This window comes from Oleiagrimonas sp. C23AA (genome assembly GCF_011759385.1).
Classification (GTDB): Bacteria; Pseudomonadota; Gammaproteobacteria; order Xanthomonadales; family Rhodanobacteraceae; genus Oleiagrimonas.
The window spans coordinates 50,061-65,438 of record NZ_JAARLY010000006.1 but is presented as its reverse complement, the minus strand read 5'-3'; the positions used below and the strand labels follow the sequence as shown (position 1 = coordinate 65,438).

The following is a 15,378-nucleotide window of genomic DNA, read 5'->3' as shown; positions in this document are numbered from 1 at the left end:
GCACGCGGAGGCTCCGCGCCGCCATTACGATTCACACTTAGAAAGGAGTGCTCTCATGACCACGCTTTCCGCTGCCGCTTCCGGCACCTTCAGTATCGGCGACAAGACCATTCATCGGTTGGGCTTCGGCGCCATGCGCATTACCGGTGATGGTATCTGGGGACCCCCGGCCGACCCTGATGAGGCCCTGCGCGTGCTTGGCCGCTTGGGCGATCTGGGCGTCAATTTCGTCGACACCGCCGACAGCTACGGCCCGGATATTTCCGAGCAGCTGATCGCACAGGGACTGAAGCCCTACGCCGACGATCTGCTGATCGCCACCAAGGGCGGTCTGACCCGTACCGGTCCCAACCAGTGGATTCCGGTGGGCCGTCCCGAATATCTGATCCAACAGGTACACAAGAGCCTGCGCCAGCTGGGCGTGGAGCGCATCGACCTGTGGCAGCTGCATCGCATCGACCCGAAGGTGCCCGCCGACGAGCAGTTCGATGCGATCAAGTCGCTGATCGCCGACGGGCTGATTGCCAACGCCGGTCTTTCCGAAGTCAGCGTGGAAGACATCAAGGCGGCCGGCAAATACTTCGATGTGGCCACCGTGCAGAATCGCTACAACCTGGTCGACCGCACCAGCGAAGCGGTACTCGACTACTGCACCGAACAGGGCATCGGCTTCATCCCCTGGTTCCCGCTGGCTGCCGGCGATCTGGCCCAGTCCGGCGGTGTGGTCGACGAGGCCGCCAAGAAGTACGAGGCTTCGCCGAGCCAGATTGCCCTGGCCTGGGTATTGAAGCGCAGCCCGGTGATGCTGCCAATTCCGGGCACCTCCAAGGTCAAGCACCTGGAGCAGAATGTGGCCGCGGCCGGCATCGAGCTTTCCGATGAGGACTTTGCCACACTTGATGAAGCTGGCCGCAAGGCTTTTGCCAAGTCCGAATCGTCGCAGGATTGATGCGGTCGGACAGGCCTAAGTCTCTGCGCCTGAACTGAACGAACAAGCCCGCAGTGGCTATGCCGCTGCGGACTTTGCCTTGCTATGCTTGGCGTACAGTGTTCGCCGCATGAGGGGAACACGCGCTGGCCAGAGGTCGTGGCTGCCCATGGACGGCCAACCCGGTCGGTTTTCGTTCGCTTTACTGGTCCTGCCCACGCATGAACTTCACGGTCGTTCCGGATTTTCTCGCCATCGGCGGCCTGACCGCCGTGTTCTGGGCCATGCTAAAGCGCACCCATCAGAGCCGCCTGCGCTACTGGCTGGTGGGATGGATGCTGATCCTGGTGCACATTGCTGCCCAGTTTGTGGGCGACAACATCAGCGACGGTGCCGACCTGGCCCAGGCTGTTTCCGTGATCATGCTGGTGCTGACCAGCATGGCGTTCATCTGGGCTGGCTCGGGGATGCGCCGTTCGGACACGCGCACGCTGGGCATGACCCTGCTTTCGGCGGCACCGGATGCGGTGCTTTGCGCGCTGGTTGTTTTCAGCGTCGATGCAAAGATGCCGTACTACGCGGTCACCGTGCTCGGCTGGCTGACCGGCCTGTGGGTATTCCATGGTCAGCGTGGGATCGATGCCCGACGCAACCTGGCCCGAGGTCTGCTGATCACCCTGATCTATGGCGTACAGGCGGTGCTGATTTGGCGCGGCCTGCTGGTGCAGACCCTGATATGGACGCTGTTCGCGCATTACATGGCGGCAGCGGCCAGCTTCGGGCAAAGCTCGCCGCGCGCACGTATCGGCCGGCGCTTCACCACCATCAGCTTCGTCGCCTGGGCGCTGGTGTTCCCGGCGGCCATGCTGATGCGTTACCTGTGGCCCGATGTCCATGTTGAGAGCGAAGTCTGGAACCTGCCCAAGTTCCTGGTCGCCACCGGCATGATCGTGACCATGCTTGAAGAGCACATGCTGGAGGCCGAACACGCCTCGCTGCATGACTCACTGACCGGGCTACCCAATCGCCGGCTATTCCTGCGTCGCCTGCACCGGGCACTGGACGAGGCGCGCTCACAGAACCGTCCGGTCGCCCTACTGGTGATCGATCTGAACGACTTCAAGGAAGTCAACGACGAACTGGGGCATGCCGTTGGCGACGAACTACTGCGGCAGATTGCCCAACGCTTTTCATCCTGCCTGCGCCAGGGCGACACGCTGGCGCGCCTGGGTGGCGACGAATTTGCCTCGATACTTACCGACGTCGCCGATCGCAAGTCGGCGCAGACGGTGGTCGCCAAGCTGCACGCGGCGCTGGAAACGCCGATCAGCATCGATGGCCATTCGCTGAGTCGCCATACCAGCATCGGGCTGTCGATGTATCCAGACGACAGCATCGACCAGACCCGCCTTTACGCCCTGGCCGACCGGCGCATGTACGGCTATAAGCAGGAGGCGCGCTTACAGGCGACGTCGCCTTCGCAGCAGGCAACCGTACCGCAGGCCTGAGGGAGTCGGCTTCTGACTCAGGCGGTTTCAGCCAGCCCCTTATGGAACTGTGGACGCAATGCCACCGTGTGCTCGCCGTCGAGCAAGTTCAGCTCACCATCCTGGATCAGGCACTGCAGACGCATGCCTCGCGTGCACAACGCCTCGAGGGCGACCACATCGTCGGCTGCGATTTCCAGCACGGCCAGGCGGTCGTAGCGGCGCAGCGCGTTGGCCTGCTTGTCCCACCACACCTGAAAAGCGTGCCCGGCATAACCGATCACCACCACCTGCTGCGCGCGCGCGCACGCCTTGCGAATGCGTGACTCATCCGGCTGCCCCAGCTCGATCCACAGCTCGATCTGGTCGGCATAGTCGCGCTGCCACAGCGCCGGCTCGTCCTCATCGCTGAGGCCGCGGCCAAAAGCCAGGCGTTCATCGGCGAACAGTGCGAACGCCAGTAACCGCATCATCAGGCGCTGCTCGGTTTCCGACGGATGCCGGGCCAGGGTCAGTGCATGCGTGGCGTAGTAATGGCGGTCCATGTCGCTGATGGACAATTCCGCCTTGTAGATGGTCGAGGTAAGGGCCATGAGGTCCGTCGCGAGAAGGTCAGCGCACCATTGTACGCCCGTCGGGTCGCTGTCAGCCCACATCCAGGCCAGTTGGCCGCAAGCCGCCCAGGAGGACCTCAGACGTACGCGATCACTGGCATCCCCATGGAACCGAATCAGCGGGCCACCTTCAGCGTCGATCAACAGATCACCTTGGCCGTAGCGATAAAGGCTCCCGATCACGCGCCAGCGGCGTTTCCGGCCTCAAGTGGTGGCTGGCTCGCTTACACGCAAGGTGAATAGGCCGGCTGTCACCAGCGACACCCCGCCCAGCACCAGCGCATAGATCGGCTGATCGCCGAACAGCGTGCGCAGCAGCAGGCCCAGAATGCTGGCGGCCAACAACTGCGGGATCACGATGAAGAAATTGAAGATGCCCATATAGACGCCCATCTTCTGCGCCGGCAGATGATCGGACAGCAGCGCGTAGGGCAGCGACAGGATCGAGGCCCAGGCAAAGCCGACCCCCACCATCGACACCAGCAACCAGTGCGGGTTGGCGATCAGCGCGAACGAGGCCAGCCCCGCCCCACCCAGGAACAGGTTCACCAGATGGCTCTTGCGCAGGCCAAGCCGACGAACCATCCAGGGAATCACCAGCGCGGCCACGGCGGCGAACGCGCTGTACACGGCAAACAGCACGCCGACCCAGTTGGCGCCCTCGTTATAGGCCGCCGAGGCGGTGTCGCTGGTGTGGTACTGCACCGCCGTCACCGCCGGCGTGGTGTAGATCCACATCGCGAACATGGCAAACCACGAGAAGAACTGCACCCAGGCCAGCCGGCGCATGGCCTGCGGCATGTGGTGAAGGTCGCCCAGGATCTGCGCCAGTGCGTTCTGGCTTTGAGTGCGACCGGCCCAGAGCTGGGCCAGACCATAGGCGACCAACATGCCGGCAAGGATGTACAGCTCGCGCTCCAGGCCGGTGAAGGCCACCAGCAACGCCAATGCCAGCCCCAGAATCAGCCAGATCAGGCTGCCACGGCGCGGCAGCGCCTTCGGCGACGATGCCTCGCGCGCTGCCACCGGCGTGGCATCGTCGAAAGCGGCCAGCTGCGGCGGCGAATATTCGCGCGAGGACAACACCGTCCACAGCACCGACAAAAACAACACTGCCCCGCCCAGGTAGAACGCATAGCGCACGGTATCGGGCACATGTCCGGGCGCGGCGGTATTGGCCACGCCCGCCTGCGCCAGCAGCCACGGCAGCGCCGAAGCCACCACCGCACCGATGCCGATGAAAAAGCTCTGCATCAGGTAACCAAGCGAGCGCTGCCGCGTCGGCAGCTGATCGCCGACGAAGGCACGAAACGGCTCCATGGACACATTGATGGAGGCATCCATCACCCACAGCGTCCCGGCCGCCACCCACAGATACGGCGCGTTGGGCATGGCAAACAGCGCCAGCGTGGTCAGTACCGCGCCGGCCAGAAAATACGGCCGGCGCCGCCCCAGCCGGGTCCAGGTGCGATCCGAATAATGACCAATCAGCGGCTGCACGATCAGACCGGTCAGCGGCGCGGCCACCCACAGGCCGGCGATGGAATCCATCGGCGCGCCCAGCGTCTGGAAAATGCGGCTGACATTGGCGTTCTGCAGGGCAAAACCGAACTGGATGCCCAGGAAACCAAAGCACATGTTCCAGATCTGCCAGAACGACAGCTCGGGCTTGCGACTCATTCGCGACCCTCGGTGCCGTTGGCGCGCTCGATCTTCAGCGCGCCGATGTCCGCCTGGTTGAGTGGGCCTTGCGAGCCACCCTGACCACCGGTGTAGTGCGCAAAGTTCGCCAGATCACTCATGTTGAAGCCCGGTTCCAGGGTGAAGGTGCAGCGCTCGCCGGCACGGGCGTGGATCAGGGCGTAGGTCGAGTCGTTTTCACCCACGCTCTGCGGCATTACCACGGTGGCGCTCTGCCCAGCGCTGCCACATTGGGCATGTAGCTGGCGCACGGCCGCCGTGATACCGGTCTCGATGGAGCCGTGGTCGTTGTCATAACGCAGCCAGACACGATAGGTGCCCGTGGCCGGCGCCTTCCACGTCCGCGGCCAGGTACCGCTGACGGCGGCCGGCGTGCCTGCACACGCGCGCGGACTGTGCAGCGACTCCACACCACTGGCATCGTGCGTGGTGGCACTGACACACGGTGGAGCTGCCTGCGCAGGCAGCTCCAATGCATGACCATGCAGCTTGCGCGCCACACCATCGACGTACAACGTGTCAGCCTTCGGCGCCTGCACCTGCCAACCGCTGTCGGCACGCGTCATCGTGGGCGCCGGCGGTGTTGCCGGGGCATACATCGGCGCGCCCTGGGGCAAAGCCGGCGAATGGGTATCGATGCCGCGCAGGGTGACGTCGGTGGTCTGCCCCTGCGTGCTGACTTTGCCGGCCACCAGCAGATCGCCCGAGAGCTTGGCCGGCTTGTGCAGGGTGATGGTGCGACCCGGCAGCACCAGGCGAATGCTGTCGTGCTGGCCGAACAACATCGGCACCAGCGAAGCGGGAATCTTCGGCTTCACTGCACCATCGTCGGTCACCCCGAACACGCCCTCGATGACCATGTTCAGATAACCGGCCACCGACCACAGCTGGCGCGGCGAATCGATCACCGGCCCACTGAGCTTGCCTTCGTCCACGTGCGTGGACTGCGCCAGCAGCGAGAAATTCTCCATGTTGGATCCGGCCAGCGCCGCACCGCGCATGATCGAACGCAGCGCATGGGCAATGCGCGGTGCATCGTCAACCTTGCGCGCGGCGCGCAGTTCGTAGGCGCTGACGAACGGCCAGATCGCGCGATTATGGTAGATCGGCTGATCCTTGCGCTCGGGCCAGATCACCGGGCTGCCGGCGGCCCAGGTGGGATAATGCGCCAACGAGGCGCGCGCGCGGGCCGGATCGGCCACGCCACTGGTGATGGCCAGCGACAGGCCCAGCAAGTCGTAGGCTTCGTACGGCGCGCCGTTGCCACCGATATAGCTCATGTACATGTCGCGATCGGCACGCCAGAACCGCGTGTTGATGGCCTGCTTGAGCGCCTCGGCATGCTGCGTGTAGCGCGTCGCCGCGGCCTGATCACCATGCTGGCGCGCCAGACGCGCGGCCAGCTTCATGGCCTGGTAGTGCAGTACATTGGTCGACAGCGCGAACGACTGCGCAATGAAGGTGACGTTATTGGCCGTCCACGCCGGATAGGTCTGCTGGCGCCAGTCCAGGAAGGAGGTCTCGCCACGATACAGACCCAGCCGGGCATCATAGATGTACTGGCGGTCCTGCTTGAGCGTATCGCCCAGCGCCTGGTAGACCTCGGCGGCGAACGCCTTGTCATCCAGCAAATGGCGCGCGCCCAGGAACCAGACGATGCGGTCGGTGCTGATCGGCCAACTGCCACCGGAACCGGTGTCCTGCATGGGGTAAAGCCCCTGCGGCATCTTGGGATTGCGCACCTTGGACAGCTTGAAGCGCATCGAGGCACGGGCGCGATCCGGATCGAAACGCCACAGCCCCAGATCCACCGAATAGGACAGATCGCGCGTCCACACGTAATGCCAATTGGCGCCGGTCTCAAAGCAATGGCAGTCAATCGCCTTGTCGTGATCGAAGGCGCCGTCACGGATGGCCTGTACCGAGTCCTGCCTGAGGTCATCCTGGGCCATCGCGAACAGACCGTCGAACAGCGTGCTGGCGGTATGCGCCTGCGCGGCGCCGGCGGCAATCTGGCGGTTGCCACCAGGATGACTCAACAGATAGCCGGTACCGGCGTGCTGCATGGTCGCCTGACGATTTTGCCAGCTGAGCTGACGTTGCCAATGGCCCGGCGCGGCGGCACCGGCGGCGGCCGGGCCCATGCCGATGGTAGCCAGAGCCAGCCACAAAACCGCGCGACGCGGGACGTTGGAGTGCTTGGATGCGGTCATGCCTTCCCCTCGGGTAATGATGGCGAGGTGTGGGTTGTCCGTCTTTTCACGCGCCTGTGCAAGGTACGCGCTGCGGAGTTATTCCCAGCATAGTAGGCATGCCGCGCATGAATGGGCCAGTTTCTGCATACGTATTCATACCCGGGCCACGCAGCCACGTCACCGGCAGGAAAAGGCCACCCCGTGGATGGCGCGCCCAAAGCGCCCATCACCGGGGTATCGGGCTCGCCCACACCCATACCCACTCGTGCCACCGCGGTCGGTTGGGCATACTCAGACATCGGGAGCCGACAACAGCGACATCGCTGACAGTCACTGACGGGGGAAATTCAGGCATGCGGGAAGGGCAATGGGGACGGCTTGTGCAGTGGGCACGTGCCGGTGCCGACGCGCATCAGGGCCTTCGCTATCTGGTGCTGGGCCTGGTCTGGCTACTGCTGTGGCGGCTGTCGGCACTGATGGAATACGCACCACATGCCTCGATATGGTTTCCGCCGGCCGGACTGAGTTTCGCCGCGCTGCTGCTGCTGGGCTGGCGTGCGGTGCCGGTGCTGATGGCCTGCGCGGTCACCGTCACCTTCTGGATGGCCCAGCTGTATGCCAGCGCCGCCGGCTGGCATGACGTGCTGCTGACCGGGTTGTTGTTCGGTGCGGCCCACTGCGCCTCCTACGGTGTCGGTGCAGCGGTGCTGACGCACTTGGTACGGCGCCATGTGCTGGTCTCGGCGCCGGCCATCATTCTGACCTTCCTTCTGGTCGGCTGCCTGTCAGCACTGTGTGCGGCGCTGAGCGGCATTGGCGCGCTGCAGGCCACCGGCATGCTTGGCCGCGGCACCGAACCCGGGCTTTGGCTGCCCTGGTGGGTCGGCGACATGGCCGGCGCGCTGGTGCTGACACCGCTGTTTCTGGGTCTGCTGAGCTGGCGCTATCCACAGATCGAGCCCTGGCTGGGCGGTCTGAGCTTCAGCTTGCCCGCGCAAAAACGCGCGGGTTTTGGACTGAAGCTGGGTATCAGCATGCTGCTGGTCAGCGTGGTCCTGATCGTGGCAGCCCACGTGCCTTACCCTGAAGTGGCCTTCGGCATGTTTTTCCTGATCCTGCCGCAGATGTGGATCGTCTACACCGAGAGCCCTTTCCGCAGCGCACTGAGTCTGGCCATCTTCAGCACCGTGGTGGCCATCTGGGTAGCTTCGTTGAACCTGGTCGACCAGGCGCTGACCTACCAGTTCGCCATCTGCGTGATTGCCGCCAGCGCCTACTTCGGTTTTGCGGTACCGGCGCTGATGGCACAGAACCAGCAGCTGAGCGAGCTCGCCTTCAGCGACAGCCTGACCAAGGCGGCCACCAAGAGCTATTTCTTCGAACGCGCCGAACGTGAGCGCGAGGAAGCCGAGCGCAAGGCTCGGCCACTGTCGCTGATCGTGCTGGATATCGACCACTTCAAGGCCATCAACGACACCCATGGGCACAGTATTGGTGACGAGACACTGATCCGCCTCAGTCGCGCGGTGCGTGTGCAGCTGGGTCCCCAGGACCTGCTCGGCCGTTTCGGCGGTGACGAGTTCACGCTGCTGCTTCCCGGTGCGGAGCTGGAACAGGCCATGGCCACCGCCGAGCAGCTGCGACGCCTGCTTTGGCACACCCATGTGCCGGGTACCAAGCAACACCTCTCGGCAAGCTTCGGCGTGGTCACCCTGAGCCCTCGCGAGACCATCATGCAAGCCTTCAAACGCGCCGACATGCTACTGCTGGAGGCCAAGCGTCATGGCCGCAATAGTGTCGGCGTGACCTGAGCGACCGGCCTGCCGCCATGCCGGGGGCCAAGGCGCCGGCGCGACATGGCCCGCCGACACACGCCATTACCGGTCGCCTCGAGCCGCCAAGCGCAACCCTCCAGCCGCCGCCTCGACGTGCTCGGCGCGCGCCGCCTGCTTATGCGCCTGTTTCATTTGCAGGCGACAGCCACCGGCTCCGATCCATGGCACCATCGACCTCACCGCGACAGGCAGGGGACAGTCATGATCGATCGGCCCGGACACCGGCGACACTGCATCGGATGGCTGGCTGGCGTGACCATGCTCGTCATCAGCGGGCCAGCACTGGCAAAGGTGGGCGGCAGCGGCCTGCTCAGTTGCGCCGGTGATGCCTTGCCGACACCGTCGGCCTCGGCCCAACCTGCGCCGGCAACCATGCCGAGCCTGCAACATTGGCAGGGTGGTCAGGGCTACTGGACCCTGACCGCGCATACGCGCATTGTCGTCGAGCCGGCGCACCAGCACGCGCTGCGGGCACTGGCGGCGAAGCTGTCCGACGATCTGGTCACGGTAACTGGCCGACGGCCGGCGGTACGGGTGTCGGCTCGGCCGCGACCCGGCGATATCGCCCTGGGCCTGGCCCCGTGTCGCTTCGACCAGCGCCAAGCCATCGGCGGCGAGGGCTATACGCTGCGTGCGTCCAGGGTGCTCTGGCTGCGCGCCAACACCGCACGGGGCGACTTCTATGCCACCCGCAGCCTGCTGCAGATGCTGAGCATGGATGCAAGCGATCACGCGCGGCACCGCCGTGTACCGCACGGGTACGCGCTTGATTTCCCGCGCTACAGCGAGCGCGCGGTGATGCTGGATGTCGGCCGCAAATTCGCACCGGTGCCATTCCTGAAGGCCTATCTGCGATTCATGGGCTGGTACAAGCTCAATACGCTGCATCTACATTTGAACGACCAGGTACAGAGTGAGGACGGCAAGCGCTGGCTGTCACGGGCTTTCCGGCTGAAGAGCGACGATCCACGCTTCGCCGCGCTGGTACCCGCGGACGGCAAGTTCTACACGCGCCAGGACTGGGAATCGCTGGAGAAAGTGGCCGCCGCCAACGGCGTTCGCATCGTGCCCGAGATCGACGCGCCGGGTCACGCCGGCGCCTTCGTCATGGCGCGGCCGGACCTGGCCTACCACGGCGACCAGCCGGGCGGTGGCACCCTGGACCCGCGCAAGCCCGGCAGCTTGGCCTATGTGGAGTCGGTATGGAGCCAGTTCCTTCCGTGGTTCCATTCGGCGCTTGTGCATATCGGCGGTGACGAGGTCAACATCAACCACGGTACCCTCAGTACCGCCATCCAGGTCGACTTCCTCAATCGCCTGGGCCATTTCCTGCAGCGACGCGGCAAGCAGGTGGAACTGTGGGGCAGTGCCGATTTCGCGCCGACCCTGGATCACTCGTTCGTGATCCAGCGCTGGATCAACTGGGGCCAGGAGGCCAAGGTCAACTGGGGCCGCGAGGGCTTCCAGTGGACCGAGTCCTACGGCGACTGGTACATCGTGCCGCTGGGTCCGAAGTACTTCAATCCTCACGGCATCCAGGGCAAGGTGCTCTACGACGGCTGGGACTCGCGCACCGCCGCCGATACACCCGGTCGCTTCGGTCCCGACGGCGGCCAGATCTGTGTCTGGAACGACCTGGGCACGCGAGACTACACCTATGCCGGAACCGTGCACGATCTGTTGAAGGGTGCTATCCCGGCCGCCGGACAGGTGTTCTGGAGCGACAAGGCGCGGGCACCGGACGGACACGTGCTCGATTACGCACCGTTGCAGCAGCGGGTCCGGGTGTTGCAGTACGGGCCACGCGTACACGCCTTCGCCGATGATCCCCTGCGCTGAGCGTTTCCGGCGGCGGCCCACAACACCGGAAGGATCCGGCGTGCCGACGCAGTCAGCGGGTTGGGCACCCCTCCACTGCGTCCAGAAAGACCGTTTGGCGCCGCCTCCCGCGCGCGTACACCTGTCACGTCGCCATCGAGACGAGACGTGACAGGTGCCGCTCAGACGATGCGTCTACTGCGCCAGAATCGCGCCGTAGTGACCGTTCACCGTAACCGTGACGCTACCCCCTGAGACGGTGTAGGTCTGCCCGCTCAGAAGGTCGGTCATGGTGCTGCCGTCGGTGACGCTCATCGGATACACCGGCACGGTTACCGTGTGCCCGGTACTGTCGTTGTTGAGCACCACGGCGATGCGATGGCTGGCATCCAGACGTCCAAATGCATAGATGTGCTGGCTGTCGTCAGTCATCAGATCCATCACCGAGCCAGTGCGCAGCGCCGCATACTGCTTGCGGATACCAATCAGCTGCTTGGTCAGCGCCACCGCACTGTTGCTGGTGCTGCCCTGCGACCAGTCGAAGGTGCGCCGGTTGTCCGGATCGGCACCGCCCTGCATGCCGTACTCATCGCCGTAGTAGATGGTCGGCGTACCGACGTAGGTCATCTGGAAGATCAGGCCCAGGTAGGTTTTCCAGATGTCGGCCCCGCAGCGCGTGGCAAAGCGCGAGGTGTCATGGCTGCCCAGGAAGTTGGCCATGGTCTGCTGCACGTCGGTGGGGTAATTGGCGCGCGTGCCATGCAGCCAGCTGGCGAACTGGCTGGCCGGAATCGAGGCGCTGTTGCCGCTCTCGTCGACATGGCAAATCCATTCGGACACCGGCTGGGTGAAGCCGTCGTAGTTCATGGCGCCGTCCCACTGGTCACCGCCCTCGGTCCACGGACCGGCGTTGCCCCAGAACTCGCCCAGGATCTCGGCGTTGGGGTTCACGCCCTTCACCGCGTTGCGCAGCTCGCGCATGATCTGGTGGTTGGTGGCGTCACTGCCGTTGTTGCCGCCGGCGTCGATGTACTGCGCCGCATCCAGTCGCCAGCCATCGATGCCATAGGGAGACTTCAGATAGGTCTGCACCACCGAGCTGGATGCACCATAGATCTGCTGGCGCACCGCAGAGCCGGAGGCACCGTAATCGAGCTTGGGCATGCTGCCGTAGCCGAAGAAGGCGCTGTAGCTGTTGGGCCACTGCTGGAAGGTGTAGTAGCTGTACCAGGGGCTGGACTGCGACTCGTAGGCGCCCTGGCTGCTCCACCAGTGGTATTTGTCGAACCACTGGCTGGTGTCACCGGTGTGGTTGAACACGCCATCGAGAATCAGATAGCCATGCGGCCCATTGCTGGTGGCATGAATGTCGGAGATCAGCTGCGAGAGTTCGCTGTTGCTGCCGAAGGCCGGATCGACCGTGTAGTAATCCTCGGTGTCGTACTTGTGATTGGTGGGCGACTGGAAGATCGGGTTCAGATAGATGATGTCCGCGCCCAGGGTGTTCTTGATGTAGCCGAGCTTGTCATCGACACCGGCCAGATCACCACCGAAGAACACCACGCTGTTGCAGCCACCGGCGTTGGAGGTGACGCTGCCGCCCCAGGCATGCTTTTCGGTGGCGCAGCCGGCATAGGTGTACTGGCCATTGGTGACATCATTGCTGCTGTCACCGTTGAAGAAGCGGTCCGGGAAGATCTGGTACATCACGCCGTTCTTCATCCAGCTGGGCGTGGTGAAACCGGGAATGATGTAGAAATCGCCCGAGCTGGGCTCGCTGGCCGTGGTACCGGCGGCGTTGTACCAGGCGGTGGCACTGCCGTCGTTGACCTGAAAGCGGTAGTACTTCTCCGACGCCGACGCCGGAATCGTCCCTTGCCAGCGGTCGTAGCGGCCGGTGGCGTCGTTGGACACCCAGTGCATGGCCACCCAGTGGAAGCTGCCATCACCGCTGTCGTAATACTTGATGTTGGCGCCGGTGATATCGCCCTTGAAGGTGCGAAGCGTCAACGTGACCGCCTGACTGGCGCTGGGCTCGGGGTGGTTGTCGTACAGCGACCCCTGGTCATGGAACAGGCCATTCCATTCGACATTGTTGTCGTTGCTGGCGGCGCTGGCCGGCGCGCTGAGGGTGGCGCCCCCCAGCGCCAGGCCGATCAGGCACGAAAGCAGGGCCAGACGCGGCTGCCCGGAACGTGAGCGCATGCTCATGGTTACTCCTCCCTTTTGACAAAAGCTGGGCACTACGTCGCCGCGCCCGCCGGGCCCAGTGCCGGCAGCGTATCTTGCGCGGAACGTTTTACGCCCCGTCCCTGGGGTCCCCCTGCTCCGTGTCTCCGCGGGCCGGCCGTTGCATGCCGGCCGGCCCGCGGAGCGGTACTACTTCAGTGTGACGGTGCGAACCTGGCCGGCGTCGAGCTTGACGTAGGTGACCGGACCAAAGCGGTCGTGGCCGCGGGCCCAACCCTGGCCGCCTGCGGCCTTGAGCGCCTTCAGGCTGTCAAACTGCTTCAGCGCCCCCGCCTTGGCGCCAACTTGATGGGCCGCCAGCCCGTGCACCTTCATCAGGTAGTGCTTGAGCGCGGGGGCGTAGCTGCCCTGAACCGCCTCGGTGCGAACATGCACCTGACGCCCATCTCGCTGGGTATCCAGACCCTGCAGGAAGTAGGCGCCGTGCTCGTAGGCGTAGGTTTTGCCGTTGTCGTCGTAATAGTTGAAATGCGAGGCCTTGCGGGCCGGGAACATGTCCACGCTCAGCGTCGGCACGGGGTGCTGGCCAACATAGTCCATCACCGGCTGGGTGGGGATGATGGCGCCCTCGCGCACGAACAGCGGAATATCGCGCCAGGTCTTGGCATCGGTGGCCACCGTGATGGTCTGACCACCCTGGTACACCTTGCCGTTGAAATAGTCGGTCCAGGTGCCGGCCGGCAGGTAGATCGACTTGTGCGTCTGATCCTTTTGCACCACCGGCGACACCAGCATCCAGTCACCGAACATCCACGCGTTGACGTCGTTGCGCACCTTCGGATCGTGCGGCCAGGCAAAGGTCAACGGACGCACCAGACCCACGCCGTGGGCGTGATCGTTCCACGCGTAGCTGTAGATGTAGGGCAGCAGCTTGTAACGCAGGCGAATGGCGGCGGTGGCGGCCTTTTCGGCCACCGGGCCGTAGCGCCACGGCTGGCGCTTCTCGTTCTGTGTGCCATGCACACGGAAGATCGGCGTGAAGGCGCCAAACTCGATCCAGCGGGCGTAGTTCTGATCGGATGGATGGCCCTGGAAGCCACCACCGTCCATACCCCACTGCATGGCCCCGGAACTGATCGCATTGAGCATGCGCAGGCGCTGGCGGGCCATGGCCTTGAAGCCGGTCTTGATGTCACCCGACCACACGCCATACGCGTAACGCTGCGAGCCCAGCCAGAAGTTGCGGTTGATCGACCACACACGCACATCGGTGTGCTTGCGCTGCGCGTCATACAGCGAGCGCTGCATGTTCAAGAACTGCGTGTTGTCGTCTATCTCGTCGGCTTCGTCGTTCCACCAGCCGACCATGCCCTTGTCAAAGCCGTAGGTCACCGCCAGCTGGCCAAACCAGTGGCGCGCCGCGGCGGTGTCGAAGTCCACATCCTTCACCGGCTTGTGCGAGAAGTAGTCGTCGCTGACCTTCTCGCCCGGCACCCACAGGTGATGCTCGGTGGCGTAACGGCCTTCCACGGTGTCGACATGGATACGCGGCTTCATGATGCCGGTCAGGTGCATGCCCTGTTGGCGCAGCTGGCGTGCCAGCTTGCCGGAGGGGCCATCGGGGAATTTCTTAGGGTTCCAGCGGAATTCGCCATAGTGATCCTGGCCCCATGCCTTCCAGTCAAAATCCAGCGTGAAGTTGTCGATCGGAATGTGCTTGCGGCGATAGGTATGGACGATGTCCAGCAGTTCCTTCTGATCGATGCCCCACTGGCTGTTGGTGAAGCCCATCGCCCACTTCGGGAACAGCGGCGCGTGACCAGTAAGGTCGGCCACGGCGTCGAAGATGGCGTGCGGACGTCCGGCGATCAGGTAATAGCTGAGGTCCGGACGCGAGGTATGGCTGACACTGACCGTGCCGTCGGCGATATCGAAGGTGGCCGTCTTGGTGTCCACCAGCACGCCAAAACCGCCGGTGCTCCAGGCAAACGGGCCGCCAGCGGCGCCCTGCGGACAGGCCTTGGCCACCTGGCGGCCTTCGCGCAGCAGGCCGCTCGGGTCGTGGTCGGCATACGCGCAGTCGGGGGTGTCGTAGAGCGACGAGCCCACCGCCGCATAGCCACGGATGCCGTACATCGGTGCATCCTTGGCGTAATGGAGCGAAAGCTGGCCGGTGCTCAGCGCCCGCAGGCTGGTCTGGCTCAGCAGGCGCTTGGGATGGGCGCCATCGCTGACCGTCAGGGCCAGGGTGGCCGGGTCCAGCTGCACGTGCAGGGCGTCGCTGGACATCACGATGACGCCGCCTTCGCGCTTCACGCTGAGCTTGCCTTGGGCACGATGCGGCGCATCGGGCGCCATCACCAGTGCCGGGGCGCTGGTCTTGCCATTGGGCTCGACATGTACGTTCAGCACGTTGTCGCGCACCAGGCGCAGGGCGATCAGATCCTTGCCCAGGTGTACATCGACACCATCGTTGGTGATCTGCACCTGCGGTGCGGCCTGGACGGCCGAGCCGGCGGCATGAACCGGTGTCGAGGGCAGAGCGCACAAGCCCAGCCCGAACAGGGCAGCAGCCAGCGCAGTGCGTGTGTGATGCTTGAAAATCATGGA

Annotated in this window: 9 protein-coding genes; 4 read left to right on the top strand and 5 right to left on the bottom strand. The window is 64.4% G+C overall.

Annotated elements, in window-relative coordinates; genetic code table 11:
- Positions 1–55 precede the first annotated feature (55 nt).
- Positions 56–949, top strand: coding sequence for an aldo/keto reductase (locus tag HBF24_RS11155; protein ID WP_167172906.1), 894 nt, complete (start codon positions 56–58; stop codon positions 947–949).
- A 200-nt stretch (positions 950–1,149) separates the two neighbouring features.
- Complete coding sequence (locus HBF24_RS11150) at positions 1,150–2,436, top strand: GGDEF domain-containing protein (protein WP_167172904.1); 1,287 nt, start codon at positions 1,150–1,152, stop codon at positions 2,434–2,436.
- A gap of 17 nt (positions 2,437–2,453) precedes the next feature.
- On the opposite strand, the gene HBF24_RS11145 is transcribed toward HBF24_RS11150, so the two are convergent.
- The 3 genes from HBF24_RS11145 to HBF24_RS11135 all read right to left on the bottom strand — a co-directional run bounded on the left by HBF24_RS11145 (position 2,454) and on the right by HBF24_RS11135 (position 6,943).
- A complete protein-coding gene (locus HBF24_RS11145) occupies positions 2,454–3,008 on the bottom strand; it encodes a YaeQ family protein (protein ID WP_167172902.1) in 555 nt (184 codons plus the stop codon).
- Positions 3,009–3,233: 225 nt separating this feature from the next.
- Complete coding sequence (locus tag HBF24_RS11140; RefSeq protein ID WP_167172900.1) at positions 3,234–4,709, bottom strand: MFS transporter; 1,476 nt, start codon at positions 4,707–4,709, stop codon at positions 3,234–3,236.
- Positions 4,706–6,943, bottom strand: a complete 2,238-nt coding sequence (locus tag HBF24_RS11135) for a Six-hairpin glycosidase-like protein (RefSeq protein WP_240922482.1) — start codon at positions 6,941–6,943, stop codon at positions 4,706–4,708. Before HBF24_RS11135 ends, HBF24_RS11140 begins: the two co-directional genes overlap by 4 nt.
- Before the next feature lie 362 nt (positions 6,944–7,305).
- Between HBF24_RS11135 and HBF24_RS11130 the strand changes: the two genes are divergently transcribed.
- Together HBF24_RS11130 and HBF24_RS11125 are read left to right on the top strand one after the other, a co-directional pair.
- Positions 7,306–8,736 (top strand): diguanylate cyclase, encoded by a 1,431-nt coding sequence (locus HBF24_RS11130; RefSeq protein ID WP_167172898.1) that lies wholly within the window; start codon positions 7,306–7,308, stop codon positions 8,734–8,736.
- A 225-nt stretch (positions 8,737–8,961) separates the two neighbouring features.
- On the top strand, positions 8,962–10,599 hold the full coding sequence (locus HBF24_RS11125; RefSeq protein ID WP_167172896.1) for a family 20 glycosylhydrolase: 1,638 nt from the start codon (positions 8,962–8,964) through the stop codon (positions 10,597–10,599).
- Positions 10,600–10,773: 174 nt separating this feature from the next.
- Here HBF24_RS11125 and HBF24_RS11120 read toward each other — a convergent pair whose 3' ends face one another.
- Entirely contained in the window at positions 10,774–12,789 is a 2,016-nt protein-coding gene (locus HBF24_RS11120; RefSeq protein WP_240922480.1) for a glycoside hydrolase family 13 protein, read from the bottom strand.
- Between the two features lie 168 nt (positions 12,790–12,957).
- Positions 12,958–15,375 (bottom strand): TIM-barrel domain-containing protein, encoded by a 2,418-nt coding sequence (locus tag HBF24_RS11115; RefSeq protein ID WP_167172894.1) that lies wholly within the window; start codon positions 15,373–15,375, stop codon positions 12,958–12,960.
- Positions 15,376–15,378 lie beyond the last annotated feature (3 nt).

Bases quoted from the DNA above. Each gene is read 5' to 3' on its own strand.
- HBF24_RS11155 (WP_167172906.1), top strand. From the start codon at position 56: ATGACCACGCTTTCCGCTGCCGCTTCCGGCACCTTCAGTATCGGCGAC.
- HBF24_RS11150 (WP_167172904.1), top strand. From the start codon at position 1,150: ATGAACTTCACGGTCGTTCCGGATTTTCTCGCCATCGGCGGCCTGACC.
- HBF24_RS11145 (WP_167172902.1), bottom strand. From the start codon at position 3,008: ATGGCCCTTACCTCGACCATCTACAAGGCGGAATTGTCCATCAGCGAC.
- HBF24_RS11140 (WP_167172900.1), bottom strand. From the start codon at position 4,709: ATGAGTCGCAAGCCCGAGCTGTCGTTCTGGCAGATCTGGAACATGTGC.
- HBF24_RS11135 (WP_240922482.1), bottom strand. From the start codon at position 6,943: ATGACCGCATCCAAGCACTCCAACGTCCCGCGTCGCGCGGTTTTGTGG.
- HBF24_RS11125 (WP_167172896.1), top strand. From the start codon at position 8,962: ATGATCGATCGGCCCGGACACCGGCGACACTGCATCGGATGGCTGGCT.
- HBF24_RS11120 (WP_240922480.1), bottom strand. From the start codon at position 12,789: ATGAGCATGCGCTCACGTTCCGGGCAGCCGCGTCTGGCCCTGCTTTCG.
- HBF24_RS11115 (WP_167172894.1), bottom strand. From the start codon at position 15,375: ATGATTTTCAAGCATCACACACGCACTGCGCTGGCTGCTGCCCTGTTC.